Below are 14555 nucleotides of genomic sequence, written 5' to 3'. Positions count from 1 at the left end.
TTCCTTTTAAATCAAACCAGGAAAAATTCGCCGAAACCGAGTTTTTTAAGCCCGCGCCGGTAGGCGATGGAGCTTCTGTCCGCGGGGATATGCGCCTCGAGCGCCAGGTCGAGAGGCAGGCGCTCCGGCCGTTGGGTCTCCACCATCAGCCGATCTTCTTCGAAAACCCGATGGTTAAACGCATGCACATCTTCCACCGGCACATGAAGATCGAAGTTACGGGCGATGGGAGCGAACATTCGGGTCTTTCTGGCTGAAACCGGCGAGGCCGCGTTCATAATGACCAGCCTTGACTCGCCGGGAAAATGTATGGTCAGCGTGGCGGTGAACGGCAGATGCATGTCAAAATGACGCAGCCATTGGAAGCCCTCGGGTCCGCGATGATCGGCGCTGGCGGGGTAATTCCCCACCGTACTCCAGTAATCAACGGAGAAACCGTATGGGGTTTCAACAGGGGCATAATCCGGGACTTCCTGATTGTTCGGGTCGGCAAAGGTGTCGGTATGGATCCAGGCAAAGTGGGCGACATCCAAAAAGCCTTCTACCTGTCGTCCGGCAAAACCCGCCACATCGAAAGGGGGACAGACGATTTGCTGAAAACCGGCGTCCTCCCAATGGGGCATGGACGGCAAGGCGGCATCACCGGTTTCCGCCGACGCTAAGCAGGTCCATATCAGCCCGTAACGCTCCTGAACCGGGAAGGTGGCAAGGTGGAGTTTTGCCGGAATAGTTTGGCCGGGACTGGAGGGGATTCGGTTGCAGCGGCCGTCTTCACCAAAACGCAGCCCATGATAGGGGCAAATAATGCCTTCATCATCGTTAAATCCCAGCGTCAGCGGCACGCCGCGGTGCGGGCAGACGTCCCTGGCGACAACGCATTGCCCTTTTATGCGGTATATGACCAATTGCTCATCCAGCAAGGTCGCCTTTTGCGGCGCATTTCCGACATCGCAGGCGCGCGCCACGGGATACCAATAGCCGGCAAGCCGCAGCCAGTCGTCAGGGTCGAAGCTGCAGTGAGGAGGGGGCGCTATTTTATTCATCATCCGGTTCCTCTAAGACGCTCACAAAAATTCACTGATAATGCATTGCCCTTGCATTTACATTGTGGATACACTCGGGTGTTGCAGTCCATAACAGATTTTTAACCTTTGCTCTGCAAAAAACAGAACAGGAGCGATGCCATTGGATCCATTCTCCCGATTTGCTCTCTATTTTGCGGAGGTCGCCCGCAGCGGCAGCTTGCGTAATGCCTCTGAAAAACTTCACGTTTCCGCCTCGGCGATCAATCGACAGATCCTTAACGCCGAGGAAGAAATGGGCGTGTTGCTGTTTGAACGATTGCATTCCGGCTTGCGATTGACATCCGCCGGGGAACTGCTTTGCGATGATCTAGCCCGCTGGCGGCGTGAATATAAACGTACCCGCGAACGTTTCGATGAGCTACAGGGGCTCAAGCGGGGCCATGTTTCCCTTGCGCTGATACAGGCGCTCAGTGAAGGAATAATCGCCAGAAAACTGGCGGAGATTGCACTGGAATATCCGTGGCTGACGATGGATATCAGCGTAAATGACAGCCGGGACATCAGCCGGCGCGTGGCGGATGCGGAAGTGGATTTCGCCATTATGCTGGATCCGGTGGAACATCATGGGCTGGAGGTGAAAGCTTTTATTGAGATACCCATCGGCATCGTGATCTCGCCAAACCATCCCCTGGCTTCCCACAAAACGCTGTCAATCAGCCAAATGTCGGAATACCGGCATATCATGCCGGCCGCCCCGCTGACCGTGCACGACCGAATACACCTCCTCTACAAAAGGCACAGCATCACGCCCGAGGCGGGGATCATGTGTAACGATATCCGGTTGATTAAATCTTTTATTCGCGAGTCGTCGGGTATCGGCGTCCTCAGCAGATTGGATGTAATAACCGAGGTTGAAAGTGGCGATCTGTTGTTTATTCCCATCCAGGGAAAACCAGTGCGTCCCTTGACCCTGGCGCTTTGCGTCGCCCCGCAGCGTCAGCTGTCGCGTGCCGCGCAAATGATGATCCAGAAGTTGGCGATGACGCTGGATGAGATGGCGTGAATAAAGTTGACAATGACGCTGGAACAGATGGTGCGATTAAAGACAACCTTCTCTTAACGCCGCTGTTTTCTCTTCTATGGTTTACCCTTATGATAGGGTTTGGTTTGTTTAAGGACGCCTCATGATCTGGCTAATACTGGCGACATTGGTTGTCGTTTTTCTTATCGGCTTTCGCATAGTGAATTCCGACTCGCGCCGGGCGTCGCAGGCGTTGACCAAGCGGCTGAACATTGAGCCGGTCTATGTGGAATCCATGATAAGCCAAATGGGAAAAACCGCCGGCGGCGAGTTCGTCAGCTATTTGCTGCAAAACAGCGAAGCCCATATCGGCAACGCGGCGGGCGTACTGCTGATTTACCAAACCTGTATTGTCGATGAGTCCGAGGAGAGCCTGGTGTTCTGGCACTCAGTGCTGGGCAAAGCACGGCTGCCCACCGAGCTGACCCATAAGCACGTGCGTTTGGCGCTCTCTTTTTTGCGTGAGCTGGAGCCTGAAGCCAATGAATTCGCCGCTTTTCGCCAACGCTATAACGCGCGTTTTACCGCCATTTCCGACATGGGCCCTGCCGCCAACAGCAATGTGTTTTATATGGACGGGGCATCCCCCAAGCATTGAGTTGCTGCATGGGAATGGGCGAGCGATCCCATATCGGCTCGCATAACGTCATAATAACGCCGTTCACCTCTCTACAGGTTCAGGCGTTGGCCACGCTTGGACGTTGATACATGCGCTCCTTCCATTCCAACAGCGCACCGTACTCCTCCGGTACCGGAATATCGGCATAGCGGGCAAACAACAACCCCCCCAAGACGGTGGTGTCGGCCATGGAAAAAGTGTCTCCGGCAATGAACGGTTGCGTCCGCAGTACCCTATCGAAATAGCGCAACCCGGCCTCCGCCTGCTCGCGATACATCCGGCCCCAGTGATTACGGCCCTCCCATTCAGGACGCTTATAGGCTTGCAAGACGGTGCCAAGACCGGGCGTGGCATGGTGGAAATAGATGCCGATGGCATCGATAAGTTCGGATTCGGCGCGCTTTTGCATCATGTGTATGACCGCCTTCTCCCGCGCCGTCCTGCCGGTGAGGGTCGGATTCCCCTCAAGATTGTCCAGATACTCGGTGATGGCGGTGCATTCAGAAATAGTCGTGCCGTCATCCAATTCAAGCACCGGCACCGTACCTGTGGGGTTGATGGCGAGAAACGCAGGCTGTTTATGCTCGGCGGCGATAAGGTCTATCTTGATAAACTCTACCCGTGAAAGCAGATCTTTCTCGCCGAGCACAATGCGGACGCGCAGTGGATTGGGGAAACCCGGGGTGTCGTAAATTTTCATGTTGTTCATCCTGTAAAGAAACGCAAGGAAGGAATTAAAGACGATAGCGCATATGAATCTATCGATAGATAGACAATAGGGCTTGCTATTATTTCCGTCAACATTTATTAATCGTTGCATGAATCAAAGGGAGAGCACAGACATGGGCAATGCGGACACAAGGGGAAAGATCATGGCGATTGCGCGCTTGATGGTTCAGGCCAACGGTTATACCGCCTTGAGCTTTCGCGACATTGCCGGCGCCGTGGGGGTGAAAAGTTCAAGCGTTCACTATCACTTCCCCACCAAGGGGTCGCTGGGGGCGGAACTTGCGCGGCGATATACGCAGGAAATGAATGATTATCTTGAACAGGCTCTCACTGAAAGTCTGGACGCGGGAGCCTTTATGGCCCGTTATACGGACGTGTTCCGCGCCGCGCTGGCCAACGAAAATCGGATGTGCATGTGCGGCATTATGGCCGCGGAGCATGATGAGCTGCCGCCGGAAGTACAACATGAAGTCGCGCGGTTTTCCGAGATCAATGTGTTATGGCTGGCCCGCGCGTTGGCGCTTTTTCGCAAGGAAGAACCAACGGCAAAGCTTCAGTCCCATGCCCTTGCCATCTACGCCGCCGTGGAAGGCGCACAGCTTGTCGCCCGCAGCCGCAGCGACATCAAGGTCTATGACCAAACCATTGACGCCTTCCGTGCCGGCGGACTGCTGCCTTGATATGCCGGCCAGGCCGGGCATTAAGGCTAACCTCTCCTGGCCATGATTTCATTATCAGGCAGGCCCCTTATCCGGATGTCCGGCGGCCGGCATAGCTATACAGTCTTATCATCATGATGCAGGCAGATCGCCATACTCTCCGGGTTGAACATCCGGCAAGCCATCGTGCTCGCCAAACGCCTGCTCCGGCGGCGATAGCCAGCGATCTTTGCGCGTCAGTTCATACTGCGGATTTTTCGGGTAATGAATTTTGTTTTCCGGCTTGGACGCTTCACCCACCACCAATAAGTGCACCTCACGGTCGCTGTTATTAATAAAGGTATGACAGATACCGGTCCCGGCGGGGAGCCCCACCGCATCGCCCGGCGAGAGTTGATGCATATAGCCGTTAATCCAGACATGGGGTAACCCTTCCAGCACATAGATAAACTCCTCCTCCGCGCTTTCAGCATGAGGATAGCTGGTTCGGTGTCCCGGCGGCAGCCGTTCATGATTAATGCCGATGCGGGTCAATCCCAACGCACGGCCCAGCGGGGCTTCAATGCACATCGGCTCATCGCTGTCCTCATAGGATTTTGCGTCTTTAGCCTCTAGTTCGGTCCAGTGTTTGATAAATTCAGGGCGCATCAGTTCGTGCTCCTTTGCTCTTAGGCCACGGATGTGACGATGTGGATGGATAAAATCGCTCATGCCTGCCCATAAAAATAGTCGCGCCGGAAGATAAATGCTATGCAGCGTTGGCTCCATCGCCATGCCCATGGCCTATAAAATACTGGGTTCAAGGAGATACAACGATGAAGTCTGAGTGCGCCTCGGCCCGGGTCTGTCATTTTTTTGTAATAACCTGGTCATGGTCCTGTTGGAGGCCCGCCCGTAATCTGAGTAACGTGTTCGAGACTATTCATTAACGTTACCCACTAAGGATTCGCCATGACCATCAAACGTACCGCCTTATCCCTGATATGCTCCGCCCTGCTGCTAGGGGCGGGAACCGCATCCGCCCTGGCCGCGCCCATTAAAAATATCGTGCTGGTGCACGGCGCTTTTGTTGACGGCGCCGGCTGGCAGCCGGTCTATAACCGCCTCACCAAGGACGGCTATCACGTTACCCTGGTGCAGGAACCGCTGACCTCGTTTACCGATGACGTGGCGGCCACCAAACGCATCCTCGACCAGCAGGACGGCCCGACGGTGCTGGTGGGCCATAGCTATGGCGGCGCCATCATTACCGAGGCAGGCAATGACCCCCATGTCGCCGCCCTGGTGTATATCGCCGCCCATGCCCTGGATGCCGGGGAAACGGAAGCCAGCAACGGCAAAAAGCTGCCGAACACCGCGCATCCGTTTGTCAAAACGCCGGACGGCTATTTATATATTGACCGCAAGAATTTCCCGGCGGATTTTGCCGCCGACCTGCCGCCGGCGGTGGCGCGTTTTGAAGCCGACTCGCAAATACTCACCTCCGCCTCGGTATTTACCGCCAACATCCCCGACCCGGCGTGGAAAGTGAAGCCCAGCTGGTATATGGTGGCCCAGGCCGACAAAATAATCAGTCCTGATCTGGAACGCATGTATGCCAAGCGGGCCCACAGCACCACGGTGGAAGTGAAAGGCGCCAGCCATTCGGTCTATCGCTCCCACCCGGCGGAAGTAGCCCGCCTGATTGAAAACGCGGCGCAGAATGCCCTAAAATAATTATTCCCTCCCCTCACAGGTGGCCGGCCCATGCAAAGGATCCTGATCATTGAAGACGAGCCCAAGGCCGGCGAGTATATGCGTTCCGGCTTAACCGAGGCCGGTTACGTTGCCGACGTGGCCGCCGACGGTATCACCGGACTGCATATGGCCCGTGAATTTGAATTCGACCTGATTTTACTGGATGTCATGCTGCCGGATATGGACGGCTGGCAAGTGATGGCCGCGCTGAAAAATCATGATGTCGCCACGCCAGTGCTGTTTTTGACGGCGCGCGGCACGCTGGAGGACCGGCTCAAGGGCCTTGCCTCCGGCGCGGAGGATTATCTGGTCAAACCCTTTTCGTTTGCCGAACTGCTTGCCCGTGTCCGTATCGTGCTGCGGCGCGGCGGGAGGGAACCCCAGCCCGACCTGCTGGAACTGGCCGGCCTGCGGATGGACGTGCCTAAACGCCGCGTGGAGCGCGACGGCGTGCGTCTGGCGCTGACCAATAAGGAGTTTAATCTGCTGCATCTGTTTTTGACCCATCGGGGGCAGGTTCTGTCCCGCGCGCTCATCGCCTCCAGGGTATGGGACATGAATTTCGACAGCGACACCAACGTGGTGGATGTGGCGGTGCGCCGCCTGCGGCAAAAAATCGATGAGCCTTTTGCCCAACGCTTGCTCCATACCGTCCACGGCGTGGGCTACCGCTGCGATGACGAAGCATGAGGCGCCTTTCGCTCACCGCCGATTTAGCCATTATCCTGGCGCTGCTGACGCTGACGGTCATGACCGCCGTGGGCCTTATCATGTACCGCACGCTGGAGCGGCAACTGATCGTGCGCGACGACGGCGCGCTGATTACCCGCGTCGATCAGATTCGCACATTGCTGCACGATGAGGATGTGCTGGATCTTATCCATAACAAGCCGCAGCTGTTCGCCAATATGCTGGGCAATACCGAATCGCTGCTGGTGCTGCGCTTCCCCGGCAAGACGCCGCTTATCGAAGTCAATCCCGGCCATTCACCGGTGCCGGATATCGCCGCCGTGCCCGCCGACGGCAAACTTTCCCTGGCCGCGGTGCATCATCGGCTTGAGGGCGATATTCCCTTTATTTATACCGCCGCCCAGGCCGAGACCACCCGTCCGCCATACCGGCTTGAAATCATCACCGGCCGCCTGATGATGGAACGCACGCATATGCTGGCGTCGTATCGCCGTCAGATTTTCGCCGTGGTGGCCGGCGCGTCGTTGCTGACGATGCTGCTGGCGGGGCTGGTGGCTCGTCGCGGACTGCTGCCGCTCCATCGCCTCGCCGCCCAGACCGGGCGTATCGGCAGTAAGAATCTGTCGATACGCATTGATAGCGAGGACGCGCCCCCTGAACTCAAGGCGCTGATAGACGCCTTCAATCTGATGCTGGACCGGCTGGAGCTGAGCTTCACACAGCTCAGCCAGGTATCGGCGGATATGGCCCACGACCTGCGCACCCCCATCGCCACCCTGATGGGCCAGACAGAAGTGGCCCTTAGCCGTCCGCGCCCGGCGGAACAGTATACCCAGCTGCTGGGCTCCAATTTTGAGGAGTTGGGGCGCCTGTCGAAAATGATCGAGAATATGCTGTTCCTGGCTCGCGCCGAACAGGCCGGACATGCCATCGATCGCGCCTGGCTGGATATCAGTGACGAGTTCGCCACCCTGAACGACTATTTCGACGGACCGGCACAGGAACGCGATTTGCGGCTGGCATTCAGCGGCGACGGACAAATCTATGCCGATCCCCAATTGCTGCGCCGGGCGCTGGCCAATCTGCTGGCGAACGCCATACAGTATGCCGATGCGGGCACCACGGTGACCATCAGCGCGGAACGCCGTGCCGAGGATATCGTTTTAAGCGTCGGCAACCGTGGGCCGGATATCGCGACGGAGCACCTGGAACGCCTGTTCGAGCGTTTTTACCGCGCCGAGGCCTCCCGCACCACCGCCACCCAGGCCAGCGGTCTGGGGCTTGCCATCGTGCGCGGCATCATGACCCTGCATCAGGGCGGTTGGCGGGCCATCAGCGCGGCGGGACAGACCTGTTTCCAATTGACGTTCCCCCACGGCGGACGGCGGCGCCTTGACGATAAATAGTTACCACCCGCCCTACCGGCCGTGGGATAAGCAAGCAGCATAAAATAAGAGATAATCCCTGAAAAGACATTTTCCAGGCTCTATAGACCGCTGTTCCAGGATTCGTTTTAAAAATAAATTAAGTATAATAATTCAACAGACCGGATTGCGAGATCTCAAAAAAACCTGTTTTATAACCTGCTTACCGAGCATCTGGAAGAGATGCTTCCCATCATCTATACACCGGTGGTCGGTGAAGCGTGCGAGCAATTTTCCGATATTTATCGCCGGACCAGCCCGGCTTGGGTACCGGTGATAAAGTTTGATGACATAGTGCCCGGTCACCCCCGATTAAGCCGGCCACAGGGCCATGGCCATGTCCGCCACCGCATCCAGGGTCTCAAAGCCGGCGCCGTCGCGGGCCTGAATCGACAATCCCTGCTGAATGCCGACATACATCCGCGCCAGCGCGGACGTATCGATTCCCTCCGGCAGTTCGCCCTCCCGCACCCCCTGCTCCAGGCGGGCGGCCAGCTTATCAATGCCCTGCTGGCGCAGACGCATCACCCTCTGTCCCAACCGGGCATTACCTTCGCTGGCGACGGTTGACAGCGTCACCATACAGCCCAAGGGGGCATCTTCGCGCGTCAGGACCTTTGCGGAGCATTTTAGCCACTGCCGCACCCCTTCGCGCGCGCTGGGGGCGCTGTCCAGCGGCGACCATAACAGCGGCGCGATATGCTCTTCGTAATAAGCGACCGCCTCCAGATAGAGATCCTCTTTATTGCCGAAGGCGGCATACAAACTCGGCGAGTTGATCCCCATCGCCAGGTAAAGATCCGCCATCGATGTGGCGGTATATCCTTTTTGCCAAAACAGCTCCATCGCCGTGACCAATGCCCGCTGCCTGTCGAAACTTCGTGGACGTCCTCTTACAACCATGGACCCGCTCTCATTAATTTTGTGCCAATCGATATAATAATCCTGTTGACCCCGGGAGACAATTACGTTTACTGTAATTGTGTATCGATCAACACACAAATAGGAAACACTATGAATTCTCTAAAAGATAAGCGTGCGCTGGTGACCGGCGCCAGCCGCGGATTGGGCAAGGCCATGGCGTTGTCCCTGGCGCGGGCCGGCGCCGATGTGGCGATAACCTATGAAAAATCCGCTGATAAAGCCCGACAGGTGGTAGAGGAAATCGAGGCGCTGGGCCATAAGGCAGTGGCCATCCAGGCCGACAGCGCGTCCCCCGAGGCGGTGCGCGGCGCGGTAAGCCAAACCGTTGCCGCACTGGGGGGCCTTGATATTCTGGTGAATAACGCAGGCATCGCTCGCGGCGGTATGCTGGAAGAGTTGTCGCTGGAAGACCTCGACGCAATGATTAACGTCAATATACGCGGATTGGTAATCGCTACCCAGGCCGCTCTGCCCCATCTCGGCACCGGCGGTCGCATCATCAATATCGGCAGTTGCCTGGCGGAACGCGTTCCCATGGCGGGCATCAGCGTTTATGCCATGACCAAATCGGCGCTGCTGGCATTAACTCGCGGACTGGCGCGGGATTTGGGTCCCAAAGGCATTACCGTCAATCTGGTGCATCCCGGCCCCACCGACAGCGATATGAACCCCGCTGACGGTGAAGGCGCCGAAACCCAGCGCCAGTTTATCGCCCTGGGCCACTACGGCAAACCCGACGACGTCGCGGCCGCCGTGACGTTCCTGGCCGGCCCCGCGGCGCAGCATATCACCGGTACCGGCATCAACGTCGACGGCGGCATCAACGCCTGAAACACGTCGCGAAAAAGGCCGTCCACCCGGCCCCTTCCTCGCGATCCAGCGACATCTGTCCGGCTCAGCGGCCCGGTGATGTCCGCTGTGAAAGGGCATAACGTTTCAAAACGGATAAAATCCGGCCTTGATATCAGTTAAACGTCACCGTCTCTATCCAATTGGGGCCTTTCCCCACCGGATATTGGCCGATGGCGCTAAGATTCCCCGTGGCTTTATCGATCCGATAGACGCTCATTTGCGTGGATAGCTGCCCCACCGCCAGCAAATAACGCCCCGAGGGATCGATGGCGAAGCCCCGCGGCTGTTTCTCGGTAGGCCAGGTCCCGCTGCGCGTAAGTTTGCCGCTGGCCTGGTCTACGCGAAATTGCGCCAGGGTGCTGGAGGTACGCTCCGAGGCAAAAAGGTAACGTCCGTCGGGAGTAAGATGCACATCCGCGCCCCAGGGTTTATCCCCCTTAAAATCCGCCGGCACGATGGAGACGGTTTGCACCGGTTTGACGGTATCGCTGTGTCGATTGAACGCCAGCACATGTAATTTACCGTCCAGCTCGTCAATCAAATAGACAAACCGATGGCCGGGAGAAAAGACAAAATGACGGGGACCGGATTTTTCCGGCAGCTTATACGCCGGGGCCTTATCCTCCGTTAAACGGCCGCTTTTGGCATCAAACTTTAGCCGTAACCAGGCATCGGAGCCGAGGACCGAGGCAAAAACATAACGATTATCCGGCGCGTTTCTGATGGCGTGTGCCATGGGACCGGTGGGTATCACCTGCTGTACGTTCCCTACCAGGCCATCCGGCCCGATGGGGTTCACCGCCAGGAGATTGCCGCCATAAGACGCGGAAAACAGATAGCGCCCGGTGGCATCCGTCGAGATATACGCCATGCTCTCCGCCAAAGGGGAGGCTTTGACCTGCGTCAGGTGGCCGTCGGCGGGATCAATGCTGAAGCTCAGCACCTGATAGGGCTTGGAGCGCAGCGCGGCATAGAGGTGATGTTTATCCGGCGAGAGCGCCATGGGCATCACGGTTGCTCCCGCCGGCTGAGTCGCCTCTTTTGTCAGTGAGCCGCTTTTTTCATCGAGCCGATAGACCGAAATATCGCCGCTGTCCGCATTGGATATATAGGCGAATGTCGCCGCCTGCGCCGTACCGCCCAGGGCCGCTAAAACGATCAGGCCGATACGGCTGTAATGATAAAAAGAATTTCGCATATTTTTGGTCATCCCCGGCAATTAGCGTTATAAGGCGAATGGGAATACATGCCAGAATCCGTGAGTTCAAATCCATTGATGATATTCGGAAAAACGTGTAAGGCGTTTTACAGGAAGTAAGGCAGCAGTATAAGAAACGGCAATGGTGCGGGCAGCGGTCAAAAGCCCAGAATTGTATCCATTGCTTACGGTATTTTTGGGCGAGTGTATAGACCGGTGAGAATTGAATCACAAAAAAAACCAGTGACTGCTTCCCGCCCTGATTTGGCTGGGTTTAAAGCGGCTTTTGCTAAGACCGGCGCTGCTTGAGATAGTAGCGAATTGTTCTGGGGAGCAGCCAGACCACGACCACCACCGCCAACAGGAAAAAGGCGTATTTCAGGTGATGATCGACCTTGGCCAGCCACGGCGCGACCATTTGGCCCCCAAGGTAGCCCAGGGTGACAAAAATCAGGGCCCACAGCACGGCGCCGATAACATTAAAGATAATGAACTTGAGGGGCGAAAGTCTGCTGGCGCCAATCATCAGCGGGCCCACCAGGCGAAACCCATACATAAACCGCACCCCCATCACAAACAATAACGGATGCCGCAGAATCAGCCTATTGGCGCGCTGGATATTGGGCTGGGCCTTTTTGAAGCGCTTTAATAAACCCGTACCGTACCGGCGGCCGATAAAATAGAGCAGCATATCCCCGGTGGTTCCCCCCAGGGCGGCGACCGCCGCGACATACCAAAAATGAAGCAGCCCGTCGTGGGCCAACAGACCGCCGAGCAACGTCACCGTCTCTCCCTCGGCCAGGCAACCGATGAATAACGCCCAATAGCCGTAGAGCATGATAAAATGAGTAATATGCAAGGTATTCGATTTCCTGTAAATCCGCTACTGCCAGCCGGCATTCCTACCGGAAGAGTACTGTTATTACAGCATAGTTCCTGTCGCCGGGCTTACCAGATTCCACGAGGATTTCATCGCGGCGCCACGGGTTAAAACATGGTAATTCGCCCTGTTTTGGCGTTAGTATAACTCTATATCCTTTGTACTTGGCTTAGAACAGGTTCCGTATGGCATATATACCCAAAAACTACGCGCGGCTCGAGAATGACTACCGTGAAAAGGCGCTGAAGCTTTTTCCCTGGGTTTGCGGACGCTGCACCCGTGAATTCGTCTACTCCAATCTGCGCGAACTCACCGTGCATCATATCGATCACGATCATAGCAACAATCCGGCGGACGGGAGTAATTGGGAACTGTTATGCCTCTATTGCCATGATCACGAACATTCGAAATATACCGAGGCGGATCAGTACGGTACCACGGTGGTGGCCGGAGAGGATGCGCAAAAGGATATAGGGGTGGCCACCCATAACCCTTTCGCTGATTTGAAAACGCTGCTGGACAAGAAAAACCGTTAACTACTTATCTTCGAACCAATCGCTGTTTTGTTGGGCGATGGGGGTGATGGTATAGATAATCGCTTGTAAGTGATCGCCCATGGCCTTTTCCGCCCTATCGGGGTCCCGGTCCCGGATGCCGTTGAAAATCTGATAATGCTGATCAATCAGGCTCTGGGGCGGCGAAATCGCACCGAGGCTTAAAAAGCGGACCCGATCCATGGTGGCCTTAATGGACTCAATGATTTCCCAGGCCAGAGCGCAATCGGTTATTTCCGTCAGCAGCCGGTGAAAATCGTCGTCCAGGTCGAAAAATTCACCCATTTGCCGATTCTGCGCCGCCAGCTCCTGGCGGTGTAAATTATGCTCCAGCATCATCACATGTTCTTCCGTCCGATCGGATGCCGCCCGGCGCACAATGCCGCACTCCAGCGCCTGGCGGATAAAACGGGCGTCCGCCACCCGTTTAGCGGATATACGCATGACAAAGGTCCCGCGCTGCGGCAAAATTTGCACCAGTCCGGCTTCCGCCAGCTTGATAAAAGCTTCCCGCACCGGCTGGCGGGAGACATCAAAACGGGTGGCCGTCTCTTTTTCGGACAAAAGCTTGCCCGGAGGAATAACGCACTCGACGATATCCTTGCGCAGCAGCCGATAAATTTGCTGATTTACCGGCTCGTTATTATTGAATGGAATTAATGTATCCATGCGAGCGTTTTCTTCTCCTGCAAAACTCACCAACGTTATCCGATATAATACCTGCTCCCGGTAGATTAGTCTCTTGCTTGCCGCAGCTCTATTCTAATAGGTAAATTCTGCTAAAATTGGAAATAGTCCCGGGCATTGTTATAACAAACATTTTCCGTGAGTCGTTTGAGTAATTTCATATCATGGGGAATTTCCCCGTCGGTAACCCAAAGCCCGATCAAATTACAGAAAATTCGCCGGAAATAATCATGACGGGGATAAGAAACAAAGCTGCGTGAATCCGTCAACATGCCGACGAAATTCATCAGCAACCCCTGATCCGCCAGGGTGGTCAATTGCCTGACCATACCCCTGCGGGTATCGTTGAACCACCAGCCGGACCCGAACTGCATGGGCGATCTTACCGTCCCGGGCCTTTGGAAATTTGCCAATGCCGAAGCGACCACGTCGTTTTGCGCCGGATCCAAATTATAAAGGATGGTTTTCGGTAAACTTTCCCGCTGATCCATGGCATCCAACAAAGCATTGAGCTGCTGTGCAATATCTGACTGCGAACAAAGGGAATCACAGCCAATATTGGCCCCCAGCTCTTTGAAGCGACGGGTGTTATTATTGCGCAAGGCGCCAAAATGAATTTGCATGGCCCAATGGCGTCTGGTATATGCCCCGGCCAACGCCAGCAATACCGCGGATTGAAATTGGATTTTCTCGGTTGGGGTCAACGACAGACCGCGGCATTTTTTAGCCAATAATGCGTCCAGGGTCTTTTCATCGGCGGCAAGATAGTTCACCTCCGTCAAGCCATGATCCGCAAGGCGACCGCCGTGTTGATGGAAATACTCCACCCGGTTTTCCAGCGCCGTGGTGAAATCGCTGAATCGGCTGATATCCTTACCGGTGAGTTGTTCCATCGCCGCGACAAAATGAATAAAGGCTTCGCCCTCGGCGTCCAAAGCCGCATCGGGCCGGAAGGTGGGCAGGACTTTACAAGGGAACGCGTCGTCGGCGCGGATGGCGTCATGGTATTCCAGCGTATCGGTGGGTGCATCCGTGGTGCAAATCACCGCGACGTTGGATTGACGGATAAGACCCTTGGGGGAAAATTCCGGCCGTTGCAATAACAGATTGCACTGATCCCAGATACGCCGCCAATTATCGCCGTTCAAGGTTTCAGTGATGCCGAAATAACACTTCAGCTCCAGATGCGTCCAATGATAAAGCGGATTACCGATGCAGGAATCCAGGGTTTCCGCCCAGGCCTGGAATTTTTCCACCGCCGGCGCGTTACCGGTTATTTTCTCTTCCGCTACGCCATTGGCCCGCATGGCGCGCCATTTGTAATGATCCCCTTCCAGCCATAAATCCGTGATGGTGGCAAAAGGTTTGTTTTCGGCAATCGTCCGCGGATCCAGATGGCAGTGGTAGTCGATAATAGGCTGATGGGCGGCGTACTGATGATAGATCTCGCGCGCGACCTCGTTGGTTAACATGAAATCTTTACCAATGAATTCCAT

General features: G+C 55.8%; 16 protein-coding genes and 1 pseudogene. 9 read left to right on the top strand and 8 right to left on the bottom strand.

Annotation, left to right across the window (positions count from 1 at the left end):
• Positions 1–11: 11 nt before the first annotated feature.
• On the bottom strand, positions 12–1046 hold the full coding sequence (hpxD, locus tag HB631_RS06595) for an aromatic ring-hydroxylating dioxygenase subunit alpha (RefSeq protein WP_213990358.1): 1035 nt from the start codon (positions 1044–1046) through the stop codon (positions 12–14).
• Between the two features lie 139 nt (positions 1047–1185).
• Between hpxD and HB631_RS06590 the strand changes: the two genes are divergently transcribed.
• Entirely contained in the window at positions 1186–2088 is a 903-nt protein-coding gene (locus HB631_RS06590) for a LysR family transcriptional regulator (RefSeq protein WP_213990357.1), read from the top strand.
• Positions 2089–2209: 121 nt separating this feature from the next.
• The gene (locus HB631_RS06585; RefSeq protein WP_213990356.1) at positions 2210–2704 is read left to right on the top strand and encodes a DUF1198 family protein; all 495 of its coding nucleotides are present in this window, start codon (positions 2210–2212) and stop codon (positions 2702–2704) included.
• Positions 2705–2783: 79 nt separating this feature from the next.
• Here HB631_RS06585 and HB631_RS06580 read toward each other — a convergent pair whose 3' ends face one another.
• A complete protein-coding gene (locus HB631_RS06580) occupies positions 2784–3425 on the bottom strand; it encodes a glutathione S-transferase (RefSeq protein ID WP_213990355.1) in 642 nt (213 codons plus the stop codon).
• Positions 3426–3597: 172 nt separating this feature from the next.
• Between HB631_RS06580 and HB631_RS06575 the strand changes: the two genes are divergently transcribed.
• The gene (locus tag HB631_RS06575; RefSeq protein WP_213990354.1) at positions 3598–4134 is read left to right on the top strand and encodes a TetR/AcrR family transcriptional regulator; all 537 of its coding nucleotides are present in this window, start codon (positions 3598–3600) and stop codon (positions 4132–4134) included.
• 111 nt (positions 4135–4245) lie between these two features.
• Here the strand turns inward: HB631_RS06575 and HB631_RS06570 are convergent, their stop codons facing one another.
• The gene (locus HB631_RS06570; RefSeq protein ID WP_213990353.1) at positions 4246–4761 is read right to left on the bottom strand and encodes a cupin domain-containing protein; all 516 of its coding nucleotides are present in this window, start codon (positions 4759–4761) and stop codon (positions 4246–4248) included.
• Between the two features lie 303 nt (positions 4762–5064).
• Here HB631_RS06570 and HB631_RS06565 point away from each other — a divergent pair, with 303 nt between their 5' ends.
• From HB631_RS06565 to HB631_RS06550, 4 genes and pseudogenes are all read left to right on the top strand, one after another.
• Positions 5065–5829: an alpha/beta hydrolase gene (locus HB631_RS06565; RefSeq protein ID WP_213990352.1), complete on the top strand. Its 765-nt coding sequence runs from the start codon at positions 5065–5067 to the stop codon at positions 5827–5829.
• A gap of 30 nt (positions 5830–5859) precedes the next feature.
• Positions 5860–6540, top strand: a complete 681-nt coding sequence (locus HB631_RS06560; protein ID WP_213990351.1) for a heavy metal response regulator transcription factor — start codon at positions 5860–5862, stop codon at positions 6538–6540.
• Positions 6537–7946 (top strand): heavy metal sensor histidine kinase, encoded by a 1410-nt coding sequence (locus tag HB631_RS06555; protein WP_213990350.1) that lies wholly within the window; start codon positions 6537–6539, stop codon positions 7944–7946. The genes HB631_RS06560 and HB631_RS06555 overlap by 4 nt, the downstream gene beginning before the upstream one ends.
• A 153-nt stretch (positions 7947–8099) precedes the next feature.
• Positions 8100–8216 (top strand): annotated as a pseudogene (locus tag HB631_RS06550) (hypothetical protein); the annotation flags it as partial.
• A gap of 60 nt (positions 8217–8276) precedes the next feature.
• Here the strand turns inward: HB631_RS06550 and HB631_RS27225 are convergent.
• Entirely contained in the window at positions 8277–8867 is a 591-nt protein-coding gene (locus HB631_RS27225) for a TetR/AcrR family transcriptional regulator (RefSeq protein ID WP_213990349.1), read from the bottom strand.
• A gap of 111 nt (positions 8868–8978) precedes the next feature.
• On the opposite strand from HB631_RS27225, the gene HB631_RS06540 reads away from it, so the two are divergent.
• Entirely contained in the window at positions 8979–9719 is a 741-nt protein-coding gene (locus HB631_RS06540; RefSeq protein WP_213990348.1) for a 3-oxoacyl-ACP reductase family protein, read from the top strand.
• Between the two features lie 133 nt (positions 9720–9852).
• Here the strand turns inward: HB631_RS06540 and HB631_RS06535 are convergent, their stop codons facing one another.
• Together HB631_RS06535 and HB631_RS06530 are read right to left on the bottom strand one after the other, a co-directional pair.
• A complete protein-coding gene (locus HB631_RS06535; protein WP_213990347.1) occupies positions 9853–10938 on the bottom strand; it encodes a beta-propeller fold lactonase family protein in 1086 nt (361 codons plus the stop codon).
• 289 nt (positions 10939–11227) lie between these two features.
• A complete protein-coding gene (locus tag HB631_RS06530) occupies positions 11228–11776 on the bottom strand; it encodes a DedA family protein (protein WP_213990553.1) in 549 nt (182 codons plus the stop codon).
• 227 nt (positions 11777–12003) lie between these two features.
• On the opposite strand from HB631_RS06530, the gene yajD reads away from it, so the two are divergent.
• Positions 12004–12354: a YajD family HNH nuclease gene (gene yajD / locus HB631_RS06525; RefSeq protein WP_213990346.1), complete on the top strand. Its 351-nt coding sequence runs from the start codon at positions 12004–12006 to the stop codon at positions 12352–12354.
• Here the strand turns inward: yajD and HB631_RS06520 are convergent, their stop codons facing one another.
• Entirely contained in the window at positions 12355–13041 is a 687-nt protein-coding gene (locus tag HB631_RS06520) for a GntR family transcriptional regulator (protein ID WP_213990345.1), read from the bottom strand.
• 110 nt (positions 13042–13151) lie between these two features.
• Entirely contained in the window at positions 13152–14555 is a 1404-nt protein-coding gene (uxaC, locus tag HB631_RS06515; protein WP_213990344.1) for a glucuronate isomerase, read from the bottom strand.

Origin of the sequence: Sodalis sp. dw_96 (assembly GCF_018449575.1) — a bacterium.
Taxonomy (GTDB): domain Bacteria; phylum Pseudomonadota; class Gammaproteobacteria; order Enterobacterales; family Enterobacteriaceae; genus Acerihabitans.
The sequence above is the reverse complement of the archived record's forward strand: the minus strand, read 5'-3'. Positions and strand labels throughout refer to the sequence as shown.

Coding starts and splice junctions, on each gene's coding strand:
- hpxD (WP_213990358.1), bottom strand. CDS start 1,046: ATGATGAATAAAATAGCGCCCCCTCCTCACTGCAGCTTCGACCCTGAC.
- HB631_RS06585 (WP_213990356.1), top strand. CDS start 2,210: ATGATCTGGCTAATACTGGCGACATTGGTTGTCGTTTTTCTTATCGGC.
- HB631_RS06580 (WP_213990355.1), bottom strand. CDS start 3,425: ATGAAAATTTACGACACCCCGGGTTTCCCCAATCCACTGCGCGTCCGC.
- HB631_RS06575 (WP_213990354.1), top strand. CDS start 3,598: ATGGCGATTGCGCGCTTGATGGTTCAGGCCAACGGTTATACCGCCTTG.
- HB631_RS06570 (WP_213990353.1), bottom strand. CDS start 4,761: ATGCGCCCTGAATTTATCAAACACTGGACCGAACTAGAGGCTAAAGAC.
- HB631_RS06565 (WP_213990352.1), top strand. CDS start 5,065: ATGACCATCAAACGTACCGCCTTATCCCTGATATGCTCCGCCCTGCTG.
- HB631_RS06560 (WP_213990351.1), top strand. CDS start 5,860: ATGCAAAGGATCCTGATCATTGAAGACGAGCCCAAGGCCGGCGAGTAT.
- HB631_RS06555 (WP_213990350.1), top strand. CDS start 6,537: ATGAGGCGCCTTTCGCTCACCGCCGATTTAGCCATTATCCTGGCGCTG.
- HB631_RS27225 (WP_213990349.1), bottom strand. CDS start 8,867: ATGGTTGTAAGAGGACGTCCACGAAGTTTCGACAGGCAGCGGGCATTG.
- HB631_RS06540 (WP_213990348.1), top strand. CDS start 8,979: ATGAATTCTCTAAAAGATAAGCGTGCGCTGGTGACCGGCGCCAGCCGC.
- HB631_RS06535 (WP_213990347.1), bottom strand. CDS start 10,938: ATGCGAAATTCTTTTTATCATTACAGCCGTATCGGCCTGATCGTTTTA.
- HB631_RS06530 (WP_213990553.1), bottom strand. CDS start 11,776: ATGCTCTACGGCTATTGGGCGTTATTCATCGGTTGCCTGGCCGAGGGA.
- yajD (WP_213990346.1), top strand. CDS start 12,004: ATGGCATATATACCCAAAAACTACGCGCGGCTCGAGAATGACTACCGT.
- HB631_RS06520 (WP_213990345.1), bottom strand. CDS start 13,041: ATGGATACATTAATTCCATTCAATAATAACGAGCCGGTAAATCAGCAA.
- uxaC (WP_213990344.1), bottom strand. CDS start 14,555: ATGGAATTCATTGGTAAAGATTTCATGTTAACCAACGAGGTCGCGCGC.